The organism is Flavobacterium sp. ASV13 (assembly GCF_000745775.1).
GTDB lineage: Bacteria > Bacteroidota > Bacteroidia > Flavobacteriales > Flavobacteriaceae > Flavobacterium.
Genome location: NZ_JQJY01000002.1, coordinates 799,752 through 816,438, shown reverse-complemented (window position 1 = coordinate 816,438; position 16,687 = coordinate 799,752). Strand labels below are relative to the sequence as shown.

The 16,687-nt window shown below is 32.7% G+C and carries 16 protein-coding genes; 5 read left to right on the top strand and 11 right to left on the bottom strand.

The window, feature by feature from the left end; all coding sequences use genetic code 11:
* From sprC to GQ47_RS07305, 4 genes are all read right to left on the bottom strand, one after another.
* The gene (sprC, locus tag GQ47_RS07320; RefSeq protein ID WP_035646766.1) at nucleotides 1-1,485 is read right to left on the bottom strand and encodes a gliding motility protein SprC; all 1,485 of its coding nucleotides are present in this window, start codon (nucleotides 1,483-1,485) and stop codon (nucleotides 1-3) included.
* A complete protein-coding gene (locus GQ47_RS07315) occupies nucleotides 1,482-1,895 on the bottom strand; it encodes a hypothetical protein (protein ID WP_035646764.1) in 414 nt (137 codons plus the stop codon). Before GQ47_RS07315 ends, sprC begins: the two co-directional genes overlap by 4 nt.
* Nucleotides 1,896-1,993: 98 nt before the next feature.
* Entirely contained in the window at nucleotides 1,994-3,283 is a 1,290-nt protein-coding gene (locus GQ47_RS07310; protein WP_035646763.1) for a hypothetical protein, read from the bottom strand.
* A 188-nt stretch (nucleotides 3,284-3,471) separates the two neighbouring features.
* The gene (locus GQ47_RS07305; protein ID WP_026727351.1) at nucleotides 3,472-3,924 is read right to left on the bottom strand and encodes a hypothetical protein; all 453 of its coding nucleotides are present in this window, start codon (nucleotides 3,922-3,924) and stop codon (nucleotides 3,472-3,474) included.
* 435 nt (nucleotides 3,925-4,359) lie between these two features.
* Between GQ47_RS07305 and GQ47_RS07300 the strand changes: the two genes are divergently transcribed.
* From GQ47_RS07300 to recA, 4 genes are all read left to right on the top strand, one after another.
* A complete protein-coding gene (locus GQ47_RS07300) occupies nucleotides 4,360-5,508 on the top strand; it encodes a DNA polymerase III subunit (RefSeq protein ID WP_035646761.1) in 1,149 nt (382 codons plus the stop codon).
* A 7-nt stretch (nucleotides 5,509-5,515) separates the two neighbouring features.
* Nucleotides 5,516-5,899, top strand: a complete 384-nt coding sequence (locus GQ47_RS07295) for a hypothetical protein (RefSeq protein WP_035646758.1) — start codon at nucleotides 5,516-5,518, stop codon at nucleotides 5,897-5,899.
* A gap of 34 nt (nucleotides 5,900-5,933) precedes the next feature.
* Nucleotides 5,934-6,446 (top strand): acyl-CoA thioesterase, encoded by a 513-nt coding sequence (locus GQ47_RS07290; protein WP_035646756.1) that lies wholly within the window; start codon nucleotides 5,934-5,936, stop codon nucleotides 6,444-6,446.
* A 161-nt stretch (nucleotides 6,447-6,607) separates the two neighbouring features.
* Nucleotides 6,608-7,615 (top strand): recombinase RecA, encoded by a 1,008-nt coding sequence (recA, locus tag GQ47_RS07285; RefSeq protein WP_035646753.1) that lies wholly within the window; start codon nucleotides 6,608-6,610, stop codon nucleotides 7,613-7,615.
* 539 nt (nucleotides 7,616-8,154) lie between these two features.
* Here the strand turns inward: recA and GQ47_RS07280 are convergent.
* Nucleotides 8,155-8,940, bottom strand: coding sequence for a lysophospholipid acyltransferase family protein (locus GQ47_RS07280; RefSeq protein ID WP_035646751.1), 786 nt, complete (start codon nucleotides 8,938-8,940; stop codon nucleotides 8,155-8,157).
* Between the two features lie 197 nt (nucleotides 8,941-9,137).
* On the opposite strand from GQ47_RS07280, the gene trpS reads away from it, so the two are divergent.
* The gene (gene trpS / locus GQ47_RS07275; RefSeq protein ID WP_035646749.1) at nucleotides 9,138-10,112 is read left to right on the top strand and encodes a tryptophan--tRNA ligase; all 975 of its coding nucleotides are present in this window, start codon (nucleotides 9,138-9,140) and stop codon (nucleotides 10,110-10,112) included.
* A gap of 69 nt (nucleotides 10,113-10,181) precedes the next feature.
* On the opposite strand, the gene GQ47_RS07270 is transcribed toward trpS, so the two are convergent.
* The 6 genes from GQ47_RS07270 to GQ47_RS07245 all read right to left on the bottom strand — a co-directional run bounded on the left by GQ47_RS07270 (nucleotide 10,182) and on the right by GQ47_RS07245 (nucleotide 16,648).
* Nucleotides 10,182-11,039, bottom strand: a complete 858-nt coding sequence (locus GQ47_RS07270; protein ID WP_035646746.1) for a hypothetical protein — start codon at nucleotides 11,037-11,039, stop codon at nucleotides 10,182-10,184.
* Between the two features lie 75 nt (nucleotides 11,040-11,114).
* Nucleotides 11,115-12,215: a DNA-processing protein DprA gene (gene dprA, locus GQ47_RS07265; protein ID WP_035646743.1), complete on the bottom strand. Its 1,101-nt coding sequence runs from the start codon at nucleotides 12,213-12,215 to the stop codon at nucleotides 11,115-11,117.
* A 226-nt stretch (nucleotides 12,216-12,441) separates the two neighbouring features.
* Complete coding sequence (locus GQ47_RS07260; RefSeq protein ID WP_035646741.1) at nucleotides 12,442-13,674, bottom strand: hypothetical protein; 1,233 nt, start codon at nucleotides 13,672-13,674, stop codon at nucleotides 12,442-12,444.
* A 172-nt stretch (nucleotides 13,675-13,846) separates the two neighbouring features.
* A complete protein-coding gene (locus GQ47_RS07255; RefSeq protein ID WP_035646738.1) occupies nucleotides 13,847-14,458 on the bottom strand; it encodes a response regulator transcription factor in 612 nt (203 codons plus the stop codon).
* Nucleotides 14,455-16,215 (bottom strand): sensor histidine kinase, encoded by a 1,761-nt coding sequence (locus tag GQ47_RS07250; protein ID WP_193745214.1) that lies wholly within the window; start codon nucleotides 16,213-16,215, stop codon nucleotides 14,455-14,457. The genes GQ47_RS07255 and GQ47_RS07250 overlap by 4 nt, the downstream gene beginning before the upstream one ends.
* 25 nt (nucleotides 16,216-16,240) lie before the next feature.
* Nucleotides 16,241-16,648, bottom strand: a complete 408-nt coding sequence (locus GQ47_RS07245) for a hypothetical protein (RefSeq protein WP_035646732.1) — start codon at nucleotides 16,646-16,648, stop codon at nucleotides 16,241-16,243.
* Between the last annotated feature and the right edge of the window lie 39 nt (nucleotides 16,649-16,687).

Genomic DNA, 16,687 nt, shown 5'->3' with positions numbered 1-16,687 from the left:
TTATTTTATCAGGGTTATTGATCCTTTTCTTTCACCTGTCCCGGATTGAATGACATAGTAATATACTGGATTTACATTTTTAATATCAATTGATCCAGACGGGGGCCAATCGCCTTGATAGTTGACAACATCAAGAACCATGTCTCCGTTTGAACTAATTATTTTAACACTAGTTTCTGGGTTTTTGTATTCACTCGGAATATCCCATACATCATACGGATAACTGCTCAAGCTTATAATATTTGCAATCTTTTCTACAGAAGTAACCGGGTTACCATCGTAGCTTACTGTAAAAGGTAATTCTTGTTCAACAACACATCCTGCTGCCTGACTTACTTTTACTTTGTAATTTCCACGTGCAGACACCACATAAGTGTTGGTATTAGCGCCTGAAATCACATTATTTCCAAGAAACCATTGGAAAGTTGGATTAACCGCATTTGTAGTCACAGTAACGCTTAAAGTTTCGTTTGGAGCAATAACGTTCGCCGCTGGGACATTTAATGAAGCTGTAAAATTATTTCCTTTTAAATCGATTGTTCCTGTAGCTGTACATCCTCCAAAATCAACGTCAACAGTATAAACTGCAGCTTCATTTGTAGTATAACTGCGATTTGTGGCTCCGGTAATTACTGCACCGTTTTTTTTCCATTGGTATTTATTACCAGCTGTTGCTGTTAAAGTTGTACCTGTTCCGCTTGAACAAAATGGATTTCCTAAGCTTGAATCTACAGTTACAGATGATCCCGATGTTGATGAAGTTACAGTAACTCTGTTTGAGCTAAAGTTTTCATCATTACAGCCTCCGTAATCAATTTGTGCATAATAAACACCTGGAGCATTTACCAATAACGTTTTACCACTTTGTCCTGCAATTGCAACATCATCTTTAAACCATTTATATTTAAGATTTGAATAGTTTGCAGGAGATGATGGTATATCTGCTGGTGTAGGATTATAAATAGAAAGGCTTAAACTTCCGCCTGTACAATAAGTTGCAGTTGCCAGTTTATCATTGATAAAAAAGGATTCTACATAAGTTCTGTAATAAATAGGGAAACTTGTTACAGCTTGAGAATTTCTAAATCTTAAACTATAAACAGGCGTTGCAGTATTACTTTTAATGCGCATGCTATACGTATCAGATCCCTTCAAATTTGTTGGAACCGCAAACTTTATAGTTTGTTGCTGTAAAGCTGCATTATCGGTAATTGAAATTTTTGTAGTTGCAGTTGGTGTAGTAAAATTTCCTAAGTCATCTGAAAGTTCTACTTCGAAAGTAGTACCAGCAGGGAAATCTACATAGCTGAAAGTCGCGTTATACTCATTAAAAGGCTTCCCATCGACAATAAGCCCAGCACAAATTCTTGGATATCCAAGTTGCTGAGGCACTATTGTCTGGGCATAGCTATTTGTTTTAGTACATAAAAAAATACTAAAAAAAAGAATAAATCGGATTACAGATAGCGTAGTTTTCTGAATCATATAGTTCTAGTTCTTGCTAAGTCTATATTTTCAAAAAACAAAATATCTATGAATGTTTCAGAAAAATCATATTTATAGTTCTCAATAATGTCCTTCGCAAGAACAGAATAAGAAGCTGTAATTGATGCGTTTTCCTTGCATTCTGAAGTTGTCTGATCATTACAATCAGTAGCTATAGCAAAGCTATCCTTGGGGATGGATAGCTCTACTGCTAACTGATTAGAATTATCTAATTTGCTGATCACTGATGTACCAGCTATTACTGTTTTTTGGTTGTTGTTACACGCCGCTGCGATGCATTTTGTGTCATTAGAAACAGTGTTTCCTGACTTGCATTGTGCATTTATTGCTACTGCAGGCGAAACCAAAAATATAATATAAATAAAATATTTTTTTATAGATGGGGCCATTATGTTCTGATCTTTATTTGGTCACGAGACTGACATAAATTGTGTCTGGGGACTTAATTAATAAAATTTACGCTCTTGAAATAAAAATCGAAACTTATCTATTTTCCGCTAGATGCTGTAATTTTTCCTAATTGCAATCTGAAATCTGGTTTTTTAGCATTGTAGATATCAATGAAAGTTTCTTTGTTATCACTTTGTGACATCACATTAAAGAACACAGGGTTTCCATACCAGCCCTCTAAATCTTCATTGTTAGAATTGTACTCTGTAAAGATGTTTCCGCTACATAAGTTAAGATACATTTCTTCAATTTTGATTTTTTTAAGGTTGGCATCATTAATCTCAGTTTTGCTGTCCAATAGAACGGCCGGGTTAAATCCAGAGATTACACTACGCTTCATTTCAAGAGAAGCAGTTTCAGCAACATAAACTGCCTCTTTTACTAAACCTGCCTGAATATCAGCTTTAATGTTATCACTATCATTTAACATTGTAATATTTGTTGCAACAACAAATGTTTGTTTTTTAGTAAAATCTGTTTCGCTTTTCTTTTCGAAAGTTTTTACCTCCATACAACGAGATCCGTCTTTGTTACTTGATAAGTAAGATGATCTAACTGCCAATGAATTAAATAAACGACATTGAACACCTTGAGTAAATTTATAATCGTCGTTGATTGATTTGTAAGAAACTAGTTTCGTAGCGTTTAAATCTCCTCCAAAGAAAGCAAATGAATCACCTCCAGAGTAGCTTACCATTACATTTTCTAGTATCGTTTTAGCTCCAACACCAGCAACAGTCAAACCATTGAAAGTATCTGCACCTTTAACTTTTTTTCCAGCAAATTCGATTCTAACAAATCTCAAGATACCTGAATTTCCGTTTACGTTGTCACCACCATAAGAAGTAAGCGTAGGATCTAGATCTAAGTTGTAAGAACCAACTCCTCCAAATTTGTTGATTGGAGCATCGCCAAGAAGTACAACTCCACCCCAGTCTCCAGCTTTTTTCTGGCTGCGGTTTGAAGTAAATACGATTGGATCAGTCTCTAAACCATCTGCAACAAGTTGTGCACCTTTTGTAACTACCAATGTTCCTTTAGTTTCGAAATCACCAATAATTAAAGTTCCTGGTTCGATTGTTAATACTGCATTGTTTGTAACATAAACGTTGCCTTGCAAAACATAAACATTCCTTTTCAGCAATTTAGTGTTAACAGAAATATTTCCTGCTAAAATTTGGTTTGCTTCTCCATACTCTACTTTGTTAGGCTTAAATTCGGTCCAGTTATTTAACCAATTGTTGTAGCCCATAATTCCTTTCTCTTGCTGAGCACTCATACTAGTAACTGTCAAAAGAACGCAGATCATTTGAGTAATTTTTTTCATGATAAGGGGGTATTAGGGTTAATAATAAATTTGGGTATGCGTAAATGAAAAAACTCATCTCGATTTTTCCGAAATAATCAGAACACATCGAGAACGAGTTATTTTTTATCGCTCTTTTAAAATGTTTTTCGAAAATCTAAATCATCTACGTAAACAAGTCAAAAAAGGTTTTAAAAATATTTTATTAATTACATTTCGTTCAAATCGTTGAACTCGTGTAATGATTTCAATGTGCTTTCGTAAAATAAAATTGCCGCGATCAAGTTTCCTTTATCTGAATAAGGCATCATTTTTCTTTGGAAGTCTACCGTAGTATCCAGGAAAGTTGTAGTACCAACCGCTTGGTTGTCTAATACTTTTTTGTGTTCACTATCGTCAGGAATACCTAAGTCGGCCATAGTAACACCTGGTTTAGTAACCAAAGCAATGTAAGGGAGAGTTTTCACTAAAACTTTAATACGCTCAATGTATAATTCCAAAAGTTCTCCTTTTTGCATACCACTCAATTCTTTTTGATCATGGTATTTTCTGATAAGAGCTGTTGTACTAATGATACTTCTTGGAGCATTTTTTGCCTGCGCTGAAACAGCTGCAGTTGTCAAGAAAAAAAGTGTACTTAATAAAATAATTTTCCCTTTCATAGATTCTATTTATAAATGGTTGTTGATGCAAACAAAAATATATAATTTAACTTAAATTGCAACTTTATTGATTTCTTTTTTCAAAAAAAATCCTTAAAAAAAACTTAAAAAACAGTCGTATGTCGAGAAAATCTGCGTTTTAACGAGGGTTTTGTTAAATTTGTTAAAACCAAAACCGTAAGACATTACCTATAAAAAAGTGGTTGATTTTAACATTAAATAGCTAAAATTTCCTTACGTTTATCGTTTTTGGCAAAAAAATATTAACAAAAAAGTCTTCATATCTACTCGCGTGAAGTAATTTATTAACAAAATTATGCTTATACATCTCCGTTTTTTTTCAAAAAAAATTTCTCAAATTTTTCAATTTTAAGACAACCCATAATCTTTTAATCTAAAGTTTTTGACTCCACCATTTTCTTCTATCTTTGCTTCATGCAATTTTCTCAAATTTTAGGTCAGGATTATATCAAAAGTCACTTGATAAAAAGTGCATCTTCAGGACGAATTCCGCATGCACAATTGTTTATTGGGCCCGAAGGAAGCGGCACATTATCAACTGCTATAGCCTATGCGCAATACATTTTGTGCAACAATACAGGCAATGAAAATGAAAACGGAAACGAGTCCTGCAATTTAAAATTTCAAAATATCTCCCATCCTGATTTGCATTTTATTTACCCAACTGTTACCACCGAAGATGTCAAAACCAAACCAAAAAGTTTGGATTTCATTCAGGATTGGAGAACTTTTATCCAGGAAATGCCTTACGGAGGATTATTTGACTGGTATAAAATCCTGGGCGTTCAAAACAAGCAAGGAGAAATCAGAGTCGAAGATGCACAGGAAGTTTTAAAATCGCTTTCGCTGAAATCCTACGAAGGTGGCTATAAAATCATGATAATCTGGATGGCCGATAAAATGAATATTGCTGCATCCAACAAACTTTTGAAACTTCTTGAAGAACCTTCAGATAAAACTATTTTTATTCTGATTTCTGAAAATGAAGAAGATATTATTCAAACCATTCGCTCTCGTTGTCAGGTAATTCACTTTAATGGTCTTCCTGAAAAAGTAATCGCCGACACTTTAGTTTCACGAGAAAATATTGATCAAAATTTAGCTAAAAAAATTGCGCATCAGGCTCAGGGAAATTTTAATAAAGCGATGCATTTATTGAAAGAAGATGATTCTGAATATCCATTCGAACAATGGTTTGTAAACTGGGTTCGTGCCGCATTTAGAGCTAAAGGAAATGCTGCAGCAATTCAGGATTTGATTTCCTGGAGTGAAGAAATTGCCGGACTTGGACGCGAAAGCCAGAAAAAATTCATTCAGTTTTGCATCGAAATGTTTCGTCAGGCATTAATGCTTAATTATCAGGCACCAAGTTTGGTTTACATTGAACCGAAAGTCGATAAATTCAAACTCGAAAATTTTGCACCTTTTGTCAATGGAAATAATATTCATGAAATTTTCAAAGAACTTTCAGATGCGATGTATCACATTGAAAGAAACGGAAATGCAAAAATAATTTTAACCGATTTATCAATAAAACTTACTCGTTTAATTCATAAAAAATAGACTTCAAATGAATAATCCTGCCTCTATCTTAATTCTGGCTTTTTTAGCTTTAACATTCTTACAATCAGGATATGAAAAAATATTTTATTGGAAAGACAATGTTGAATGGCTAAAAGGTCATTTTGCCAACACGCCGTTAAAAAATCAAGTGCCGCTTGCATTATTGCATCTTTTAATTTTAGAATTAATTTCTGGAATTTTATCCGTTGTTGGAGCAATTCAGCTTTTATTAAACAGTGGCAGAGAATTTGGTTTTTACGGTGCAATTTTCTCTTGCATCAGTTTATTAATGATGCTTTTCGGACAAAGATTAGCAAAAGATTACGATGGCGCGAGAACCATAGTAATCTATTTTATCCCAGCTGTAATGGCGGTTTACTGGCTGAATTAATCAGCTTTTTATTTATAATTTTTACAATAAAAAAATGAATCCAAAACACCCTTCAGAATCCATAACTATTTTAACAGATTTAGTTTTACCGAGCGAAACAAATCCTTTAAACAATCTTTTTGGCGGCGAATTATTAGCCCGAATGGACCGTGCCGCAAGTATTGCCGCGCGCAGACATTCTCGCCGAATTGTGGTTACGGCATCTGTAAATCACGTGGCATTCAACAGAGCAATTTCACTAGGAAGTGTTGTTACTGTTGAAGCAAAAGTTTCAAGATCTTTCAAAAGTTCAATGGAGGTTTTCATTGACGTTTGGGTAGAAGACCGCGAATCTGGAAGCAGAACAAAAGCCAACGAAGCAATTTATACTTTTGTTGCTGTTGATGACACTGGAAGACCTGTTGAAGTTCCGGCAATTATTCCGGAAACCGAACTTGAAATCCAGCGTTTTGATGCTGCTTTACGTCGTAAACAGTTGAGTTTAGTGCTTGCAGGCAAAATGAAACCTTCCGATGCGACCGAATTAAAGGCATTATTTATAGAGTAAAATTGTAGCAATTTGTAACAATTTGTGACAACCAAACTCCAAAAAAAAGAAGTAGTTTTGCAATTTACAAGTCAGCTAAATAACAACACGAAAGTTATTTCTTACTTTTGATTTATGTTTTAAATGCAAAAAAAATAACAATTAAGATAATTTAAAAAGATATGAGTTCAGACAAAGAAGCCAAATTAAAAGCGTTACAATTAACGCTTGATAAACTTGACAAAACTTACGGAAAAGGAACCGTAATGAAAATGGGCGACAGAGCCATTGTGGAGGTAGAAACGATTTCTTCTGGCTCACTTGGAGTTGATTTAGCTCTTGGAGTAAATGGATACCCAAAAGGAAGAATCATTGAAATTTACGGACCAGAATCATCTGGTAAGACCACATTAACTTTACATGCAATTGCCGAAGCTCAAAAAGCTGGCGGAATTGCTGCTTTTATAGATGCTGAGCATGCTTTTGATAGAAATTATGCTGAGAAATTAGGCGTTGATATCGAAAATTTAATCATTTCTCAACCAGATAATGGGGAGCAAGCTTTAGAAATTGCTGAAAACCTAATTCGTTCTGGAGCTATAGACATTGTTGTAATTGACTCTGTTGCTGCTTTGACTCCAAAAAGCGAAATTGAAGGTGAAATGGGAGATTCAAAAATGGGTCTTCACGCACGTTTGATGTCACAGGCATTGAGAAAATTAACGGGAACAATTAGCAAAACAAATTGTACTGTTTTCTTTATCAACCAGCTGAGAGAGAAAATCGGTGTAATGTTTGGAAATCCTGAAACTACAACCGGTGGTAACGCATTAAAATTCTATGCTTCAGTACGTTTAGATATTCGTCGTTCTTCACAAATTAAAGATGGTGAGAATGTTATCGGAAACAGAACTAAAGTTAAAATTGTTAAAAACAAAGTGGCTCCGCCATTTAAAACTGCCGAATTCGACATTATGTACGGAGAAGGAGTTTCAAAAACCGGAGAAATTCTTGATCTTGCAGTTGAATTTGAAATCGTTAAAAAAGCAGGATCTTGGTTTAGCTATGGCGACACAAAATTAGGTCAGGGACGTGATGCTGTTAAATCTTTAATTAAAGATAATCCGGAATTAGCTGATGAATTAGAAGCTAAAATTAAAGAACATATGAAAGAATTAGCAAACGCTTAAACCTTTCAAAATCTGTAAATTGCAGGTTCATATATTATAACCCAACAAGGCAAAATCTTGTTGGGTTTTTTATTTTAAAAAAAAATCAAAAATCAACGCAACCTTTTCAAAATTATATCATCTAGTAAGTAGATATAAAATTTTAATTGGCATCGCCATAAATGCCTTTTAAAAAATTTTAGAACGAATTTGGTTGATTTGTTTTTTAATAAAAATCCGTCGGTTTGTTTGGTACTGACGGGTTTTTATTCCTTTTAGGAGAAAAAATTTCATATCTCACGCAACCTTTTTCATTTTTTACTCTCTATTAAATTGTGACGTCAACTTGAGTTTTAACCAAACTCTTTATTATCAATCCTTAATGTTTTTAAATTATGAAAGAGAAAATAGAAGTGTTGTACAATAAAAACCGAAGAAAAACCAAATTGAAGTTTAAAAAGGTATTACGATTTATTTCTGAAAAAATCATTCACAGATAAGATTTTGAATATAAATAAGGGGTTATTTTAGTTCAAAAGAAAACCCGATAATCCTGATGCTTAAGGATTATCGGGTTCTGTTTTTAAAATCGTTTTTTTCGAAATTTTTTTCTGAAATTCAACTAATGCGTCAAATATCAATTGTCGGACTTGCTCTCTGAGTTCTTTTCGATGCTCGCCTGTTACGCCTTTTGTTTCAACAAATGGGAGAATTTTAGCTCGCATTTTTCCTGGGCTACCGCTTAAAAAAGTATACGAGAAGCGTTCTTTATTATCAGCAAAAACAATTGGAACTATTGGGATTTGATGCTCTATTGCTAGTCGGAAAGCGCCGTCTTTAAATTCATCCAGCAAAATACTTTCATCATCTGGAACACCGCCTTCGGGGAAAATACAAATACTAAGTCCTTGATTAAGCCTGTTTTGAGCTCTTTTGAAAACCTCATTTTTACTTTTTGAAGAATTTCTATCAACCAAAATACAAGTTCTTTTATAGAAAAATCCAAACAATGGAATCTTCACCAACTCTTTCTTTCCAACAAAAACAAAAGGGTTTTTAATAATCGCCAACATCAGCATAATATCTGTCATAGAAGTATGATTTGCGACAATCATATAGCTTGTATTTTTAATAAGCTTTTGCTCACGCTTTACTTTGTAATAAAAACCCATCCCGAAAAGGATAAATTTAGCCCAAATGCGGGCCATTTTAAAGAAATAGGGGTAACCACGTTCTGATATGATAGAAATCAGTAAAAACGGCAACATAATCAATATCGGAATGGCCATTAAAACATAAAACCAAATGCGCCAAAGAATCCAAAAAGTAATTTTTAATATTTTCATAACTTCAAAAGTAAGAAAACAGAAATGAATTTGGTTTTCCAGATCTTTAGAAATTTTGAATATTTCGTTTTTTCCACTTCATAAATTTAAAAAACAGCTAAACCTTTGATAAACTTTGCCATCTTTGCGAAAAACTTTGCGAACTTTGCGGTTTAAAAAAATAAACTTGCAATCTTTGCGGTTAAGAAACAAAAATAATGGCAAAAATACTTACTGGTGTTCAGAGTACAGGAACGCCGCATTTAGGAAACTTACTGGGAGCAATTATTCCGGCAATTGAATTATCGAATAATCCTGCAAATGAATCTTATTTGTTTATCGCTGATTTACATTCGATTACACAAATTAAAGACGGCAAAACATTAAGAGAAAATACATATAGCACAGCGGCAGCTTGGCTTGCATGTGGGCTTAATCCTGATAAAGTTACTTTTTACAGACAATCAGATGTTACTCAAACTGCTGAGTTGACTTGGTATTTAAGCTGTTTTTTTCCGTTTCAAAGATTGACTTTAGCACATTCTTTCAAAGATAAATCAGATCGTTTGGATGATGTAAATGCCGGATTATTTACTTATCCGATGTTGATGGCGGCAGATATTTTGTTATATGATGCTGAATTCGTTCCAGTTGGAAAAGATCAACTTCAGCATTTAGAAATTACGCGTGATGTTGCATCGCGATTTAATCATCAAATGGGTGAAACTTTTGTAATTCCGGAAGCTAAAATTCAAGAAGACAGCATGTTGATTCCAGGAACAAACGGCGGAAAAATGAGTAAATCTGCTAATAATATCATCAACATTTTCCTTGACGATAAAACGCTTCGCAAACAAGTAATGAGCATCGAAACTGATAGCACACCTCTTGAAGCACCAAAAAATCCTGATACCTGCAACGCTTTCGCAATTTATTCTTTGTTAGCAAATGAAACTCAGATTGCTGAAATGAGAGCCAATTATTTAGGCGGAAATTATGGTTACGGACACGCAAAACAAGCTCTTTTTGAATTGATTACTGAAAAATTTAAAACGGAAAGAGAAAAATATAATTATTATATCAACAATCTTGAAGAGGTTGATGCACTTCTTAAAAAAGGCGCTGCAAAAGCTTCGGTAGTTGCAGATGGCGTTTTAGAAAAAGTTCGCAACGTTTTGGGATTTGAAAAATAAAGCCAAAATTAAAAAGCCTAATAGAAACTAAATCTATTAGGCTTTTTTTCTTATTTAATATTCTGTTTATTAAGCTCTTCCAAGCCTAGCTATTAGCAGAATTACTCTAATAATTACAATTATAATCACGACTATTGACCAACCTGAAAAGCCTGATGAACTGCTGGCATTGTCTACTCTTTCCTGTGCAGCATCAAGTTGATTTTTGTTTTTTCTGAATAAATTATTCAGATCAGAATCAACCGCATTATAGTTTATTAAAGAAGAAATCATTGGGTTTAACAATTCATGTCTAACAACTGAATTACTGTGCAAATTGTACACTTTGTTATAAACTGCTCTGATTTTTTCGTCTTTTTCAGCAGATCTAAAATGAGAAACCAAAATATAAAAACTTCGGTATTTTAAAAACTCAACTGTCTCACTTATAGCAGCTGGCTGTAAATTTCCATTAACCGTTTGAATAGCATAATCTAATTTTTCCGACACCTTATTGCTTAATTTATCAAGCGAACTTTCAGGCAAATATTCCTTAACTTCAAATAAATCATCAATATTATCAAATCTGTTATTTGATATATAATATTCTAAAATTGCATCTAGATCTTTAGACAAAAATTTATCGATAAAAACTCTAACATCCTCTTTACTAGAGGAAATCGGGTGATCTGTAATGAATCGGTTTCGCGAATAATTCTTTTTAGAAAAGAAGTTATATAATATTCGGTTATTGCTAATAAACAACAGCTGATTGGCATAATTCTCAATTGCTAAAACCAAATTGCTACCTAAATCAGGCTGTACATTTGTATTTCCAGATCGCTCAATTTCAAACTGTCTTCTTGCTTTTTCAATATCTTCAGCGCTGAAAGATTGTATGTTTGCTTTATAAATTCCAGCATTTTCAAATAATTCAATTATGTTCATTTTAACTTTAGTTTTTTGGTTAAACAAATATATTCTTTATATCATTTAATCCAAGTTTCTGTGTTAAAAAAACACTTAAATTGCTTCGAACATTTTGCCGGGCAAAGGTCGAATTAAGCCTTTAAGTTCCATGTTTAAGAGAATTCCAGATATTTTAAAAATTGGAAAATTGCACTCTAAAGCAATGATATCTAATAACTCTTTTCCGTTTTTAATCAAGAAATTATAGATACATTCTTCATCAGGATTTAACTCCACAAAAAGCTGTCTTTGCACCGATTTAGGTTTATTTTCAAGATCCCAGTTTAGTACGTAAATCAAATCGGCGGCACTGGTTAAAACATTTGCCTTTTGCGTTTTAATAAGATTATTGCAACCTTGACTATATCGGTCTGTAACACGGCCTGGAACGGCAAAAACTTCCCGATTATAATCATTCGCTAAATTGGCTGTAATCAATGAACCGCCTTTGTCTGCAGATTCAATCACGATCGTAGCTTCGGTCATGCCCGCAACAATTCGATTTCGGCGTACAAACTTTTCTTTGTCAGGACTTGAAGAACTCCAGAATTCAGTAATAAACCCGCCATTTTCTTCCATTTTTACCATGTATTTTTTATGCGCTCGTGGATAAATCTGATTTAATCCGTGTGCCAAAACACCTATTGTTTGTAGATTATTTTCCAAGGCCAATTGATGTGCTACGATATCGACTCCATAGGCGAAACCACTTATAATAACGGGATCCAGAGGCGCGAGATCTTCAATAAGTTTTCGACAAAATTCTGTTCCATAAGAAGTTATCTGACGAGTTCCAACAATACTTATAATCTTTTTGCTACTTAAATCTATATTACCAGAAGTAAATATGAGCACCGGACCGTCGATACAATGTTTAAGTTTATCCGGATAATTTCCATCCTGAAAATAGGAAACTTTTATATTATCCGATTTTATAAATTCTAATTCTTTTGCGGCTTTTTCGAATACCGTTTTATCTTTAAGGTTTTTTAATAAAACCGCACCAATTCCATCAATTGCAGCTATTTCCTTTGATTTTGCTTTAAAAATAGCTTCAGCATTTCCAAAATTCGACAACAATTTTTTAGCCATAATATCTCCAACTCCATCCACTTTCATTAGGGCTAATAAATAAAATAAATCTTGATCTGACATGGATATTGAATACATTAAATGGCGGTGAAAAAATAGGTTTTTAAAACAAATATTGGATTTATTTCAAAAATTGCAAAGATATAAAATATAAGTAAATTCTTTCGAAAATAAAAAACAGCTACATAATTTTTTTATGCAGCTGTTTAGTAGGCTAACTTTAAATGTCATTCTAAAGATTATTTCTAATTCATTAAAAAATAAAACATCTGTTTTATTTCATTCTTTTTTATTTTGCTGAAAATTTAACTTCAAAAACTTTTTCTAACTGTCTAAAATTAAACTCAATATAATTGTTTTTAAAACTGGAACTCGCTGATTTAAAAACTGAACCATCGTAATACTTAGCCTCAGTTCTAACTAAACTAATAAGATTGTCAGGAAGCGAAACAATTTCTTGCTGATTAAAATCAATTTTTACTTCTGACGTTTCAATAGAATCTTTTGGAACAATTCTATATTCATTCCACTTACAACGACAAGTTGCATGTCCATCTTTTGCATAAGCCTTTGCAACGAATGAAACATCTGTCATTGTGTGTCTATAAGGTCCACCAAAACCATGTTTATCACCATTCCCACTTTCCTTCCAGCATACCACTGAATTTTTATCAATTTTCCATCCTTCAGCTGCAGAGTTATAGATATTAAATTGTTTCTCTACATCCTTTGTTTTGTTACTCCCTGATGTTGCATGAACTATATCGGTCTGTCCGTTACTTTCTTCTCTAACTTTATATTGTACTTTATAAAAGGTTTTAACTGTGGCTAAATTTTTTGGAACAACAATAAATCTTGGAGTATATATATACTCTTTATCTTTACCAATAAGTCTTTTCTGAAATAAAAATAATTTAAAGGTGTTTATTGAATCTGGAGAGAATAAATCTGCTTGAGTTAACGGTATTGTAAACGAAATTAATTTCTCACTACTAATTGAGGTTACAGGGATAGTTTTTCCCGCAAAAACAATATAATTCTTATTATTATTAAGTCTTACCCCTTTTATATCAATCACAATATTTTTATTTTGCGCTGCCGTAAGCATTGGTATTTTAAAAAATGTTGGACTAGGAGATTTATCAGAACCAATAATTCTAGCAGCAGCATTTTCAATAGTTGTTGAGCCATCTTCAAGTCCATTAAGTAAGTCCCCTATCGAACTTTCCAATTTTCCATTTATTGCATTCACATCATTAAGAATAGCCAATTCTTTCTGAGTTAAACTCCTGTCTGCATCATCACCAAGTGATTTAACTACTCCGTTTAAATATGATGTATAGTTAAGCAAATTAATATACAAGGTTCTTTGCTGATCAGATAAAACATTATCAGCCTTTTCAATAGCTGTATTAACGGTATTGTCAAGTGTTTTTGCCCCAGCAACGAGCGTTCCTACTGTTTGTGCGCTTAATGAATAGCCACAAATTAATATTAGCATTAGCATAATTTTCGGTTTCATAATTTATGTTTTTTAGGTTTGCCTACTCTATTTACCCTTTTCGGCTAACTGGTTGATTATTAAACCAAAATTCTAAATTATGAGGCAAAAAAAAATCCCTACAAATAGGGATTTTTTGGTTAAAATTTATTTCAATTAATTTATATCTTCATTAAGTCTGTTATAGGGAAATTTAAAAATCATATTTCCGTTCTACAGCAAAACGTATTAAATCGGTTTTGCCATAGAGATTCATTTTTTTGAGGATATTTTTACGATGGGTATCTACGGTGCTTTTACTTATAAAAAGTTCTTCAGCGATTTCGTTAGATGTTTTTCCTTCTCCAATAAGTCTTAAAATTGCCTTCTCTCTAGTGCTTAAAAGAATGTTTTCTTTCGTTAATTCGTCTTTTACAACAATTGCGTCGTCAAAAAAAGTTTCGTTGCTTATAACGGCTCTAATTGCTTGAATTAATTTTTTAAGTGGGGAGTTTTTCATAATATATCCTGAGGCTCCGGCTTCTTTCATTTGCTGAACAGCTTCGGACTGATCAAACATGCTAAAAGCAATAATTTTGATCTCAGGAAATTCACGCTTAATTATCCTAGTAGCACTAATTCCGTCACATTTTGGCATTCGGATATCTGTAATTACAATCTGTGGTCTTTTATTTCGAACCAATTGTATTAATTCATCTCCATCATTGGCTTCACCAACAACGGTAATATCCTCTTCAAATTCTAAAGAAAGTTTAATACCGTCTATAAGCGACTGATGGTCTTCGGAAATTATTATTGTGATCATAATGGCAAATCTATAATGATGGAAGTTCCTTTAGTCAAAATCGAATCTATCGTAAATGTTCCGCCCATCTGTTCTACTTTTTTCTCCATGTTTTTAAGGCCAATGCCGGATTTTCCGACTATCGTTTTCGGATTGAATCCTTTGCCATTATCTTCAATAATGACATTAATTTCCTTTGGTGATCCTTGTGTTAAATAGATATTTACTTCTGTTGCTTCAGAATGTTTTATAATGTTTGTACAAAGTTCCTGGATCATTCGAAATAAGGCAACTTCTATCGTATTTTCCAATCTTTCTGTAAGTTCAAACGGAATAACATTGATAATTAAATGTTCTAAAACACTCATTTTATCTGCCATTTTATTAACTGCAACCAACAATCCTTCGCTACCGATAACTCCTAAATTTTTGAGATGTGCAATATTTCGAACCTTTTGATAAGCTTCTTCTAATAATACATCGGTTTTGTCGTAAAGCTTATTTTCTGGTTGGTTTGCAACTTCACTTTGGCGCTTCAGATTTTGGAAATTTAATTTTAAAGTAGCCAAAATGCTGCCCAAATCATCATGCAATTCGTTGGCAATATTTTGACGTTCTTTTTCCTGACTTTCGAGCATTAAATCAATATCATTTAGCTCTTGGTCTCTGAGTATTTTTTCGGTTTTTTGTATTTCAATTAGTTTCTCTTGTTCTGCAATTTTTTTCTTTTTAGTGATGTTTTTATATCCTAAAACACTAATTAACAAAACAATAATTAAAATACTCGCTATCAGATATAAAATTACATTGTTTATTTTAATGTCTGTTTTTAACTGAAGATTTTCAAGTTCTTTTTCCTTGGTTTTGTATTTGGTATCAAAATTATTAATGGCAATATTTTGCTGCTCTGTATTTAAAGAATCATGATATTTATTTGAAATTTCTAAGTGATATAATGCTTTATTAAGATTATTGGCGTCTTTGTAATTCAAATAAAGAAATTTATTAATGTTTTCCTTGTTAACTTTAACATATTCAATCAGCTTTATTTTATCTGCCTGATGTAATAAATCAATTGCTTTTTGGTACTGACGAAGCTGAGAATAATTTGATGCCTGATTCATCAAGTTATAACAAATGTAGTTGGGATTTGGTCTTTTTTCCTGATGTAAAAGCAAATTATCTTTACGCAGATAATACAAACTGGAATCTGGTTTGTATAAAACATCACTAAAAAGCACAGCCAGATTATTATATATCTTACTCTCAAGCTTTTTGTCCTTTACTTTTTTGTTTAGAATTAATGCTTTTCTAAAATAAGAAAGACTCTCCTGAGCTTCTTTGCTGTTTATTTTTAAAGAAGCTAATTGAACATAACCTTTAAGAATTTTAAAATCATCTTTTGTAGAAAAAGCATAATCCATATATTCTTTGAGATAGAATTGATGCTTTTGAGTATTGTCTTTGTAAGTCACTAATAACGAAGCAATGTTGAGATTTATTTCCATAGCTTTCTCGACAATATTGGCTTTCAGATATTGTTTTTTTGCCATTAGATAATTTTCAATGGCTTTTACATCGTTGTTTTGTTTACTATAACTTTTCGCTGTCAAAAAATAATAATATCCTAAATCTTCGGGCGAAAAAGTAGTAGTATTTATGAGAGAAAGTTCCTTTAATGCTTCTTTAGACTTCCCTTTTTCAATGGATTTTTCGATGGAACTCAAAACTTTATTTTGCCCCATGCAAATGCTCACTGTACAAAGTAAAGTGAGCATAAAACAAAAAGTTATATGTAATCGATTATAAACCATCTTCCTCACCTTCTCGAATTGTTCCTTTTCCAGTTGAGTCAGGAATGGCTCCATGAGGTAATTGAGTTTTTTCAAATATTTTTTCTAATGGTTCCAATGATTCGTTTATATCTTCATTTTTATGATAAAGACCTACGATAATTCGTTTACGAAATTTAATTGAATCAAATTCCTTCCCTGTTAAATCAATAACAAATGAAACTAAATTATCGTCCGCTTCCAAAGGCTTTCCTAAGCGATCTTTAAAATGAATAAGAATTTTGTTTTTTTGTGTGTCTGTGAGATTATAGACCTTATAAATCTCATACTTATTATCTTCTGAAGGCGCAGGTAATGTTACTGCAATAACTGCTTTTCTTTCTTTTAAAATAGTACCTCGTACGTAATAATCTTCCATAGTTTAATTTTTTAAGTTAATAATAATCAAATCTATGTA

Bases quoted from the DNA above. Each gene is read 5' to 3' on its own strand.
- sprC (WP_035646766.1), bottom strand. From the start codon at position 1,485: ATGATTCAGAAAACTACGCTATCTGTAATCCGATTTATTCTTTTTTTT.
- GQ47_RS07315 (WP_035646764.1), bottom strand. From the start codon at position 1,895: ATGGCCCCATCTATAAAAAAATATTTTATTTATATTATATTTTTGGTT.
- GQ47_RS07310 (WP_035646763.1), bottom strand. From the start codon at position 3,283: ATGAAAAAAATTACTCAAATGATCTGCGTTCTTTTGACAGTTACTAGT.
- GQ47_RS07305 (WP_026727351.1), bottom strand. From the start codon at position 3,924: ATGAAAGGGAAAATTATTTTATTAAGTACACTTTTTTTCTTGACAACT.
- GQ47_RS07300 (WP_035646761.1), top strand. From the start codon at position 4,360: ATGCAATTTTCTCAAATTTTAGGTCAGGATTATATCAAAAGTCACTTG.
- GQ47_RS07295 (WP_035646758.1), top strand. From the start codon at position 5,516: ATGAATAATCCTGCCTCTATCTTAATTCTGGCTTTTTTAGCTTTAACA.
- GQ47_RS07290 (WP_035646756.1), top strand. From the start codon at position 5,934: ATGAATCCAAAACACCCTTCAGAATCCATAACTATTTTAACAGATTTA.
- recA (WP_035646753.1), top strand. From the start codon at position 6,608: ATGAGTTCAGACAAAGAAGCCAAATTAAAAGCGTTACAATTAACGCTT.
- GQ47_RS07280 (WP_035646751.1), bottom strand. From the start codon at position 8,940: ATGAAAATATTAAAAATTACTTTTTGGATTCTTTGGCGCATTTGGTTT.
- trpS (WP_035646749.1), top strand. From the start codon at position 9,138: ATGGCAAAAATACTTACTGGTGTTCAGAGTACAGGAACGCCGCATTTA.
- GQ47_RS07270 (WP_035646746.1), bottom strand. From the start codon at position 11,039: ATGAACATAATTGAATTATTTGAAAATGCTGGAATTTATAAAGCAAAC.
- dprA (WP_035646743.1), bottom strand. From the start codon at position 12,215: ATGTCAGATCAAGATTTATTTTATTTATTAGCCCTAATGAAAGTGGAT.
- GQ47_RS07260 (WP_035646741.1), bottom strand. From the start codon at position 13,674: ATGAAACCGAAAATTATGCTAATGCTAATATTAATTTGTGGCTATTCA.
- GQ47_RS07255 (WP_035646738.1), bottom strand. From the start codon at position 14,458: ATGATCACAATAATAATTTCCGAAGACCATCAGTCGCTTATAGACGGT.
- GQ47_RS07250 (WP_193745214.1), bottom strand. From the start codon at position 16,215: ATGCTCACTTTACTTTGTACAGTGAGCATTTGCATGGGGCAAAATAAA.
- GQ47_RS07245 (WP_035646732.1), bottom strand. From the start codon at position 16,648: ATGGAAGATTATTACGTACGAGGTACTATTTTAAAAGAAAGAAAAGCA.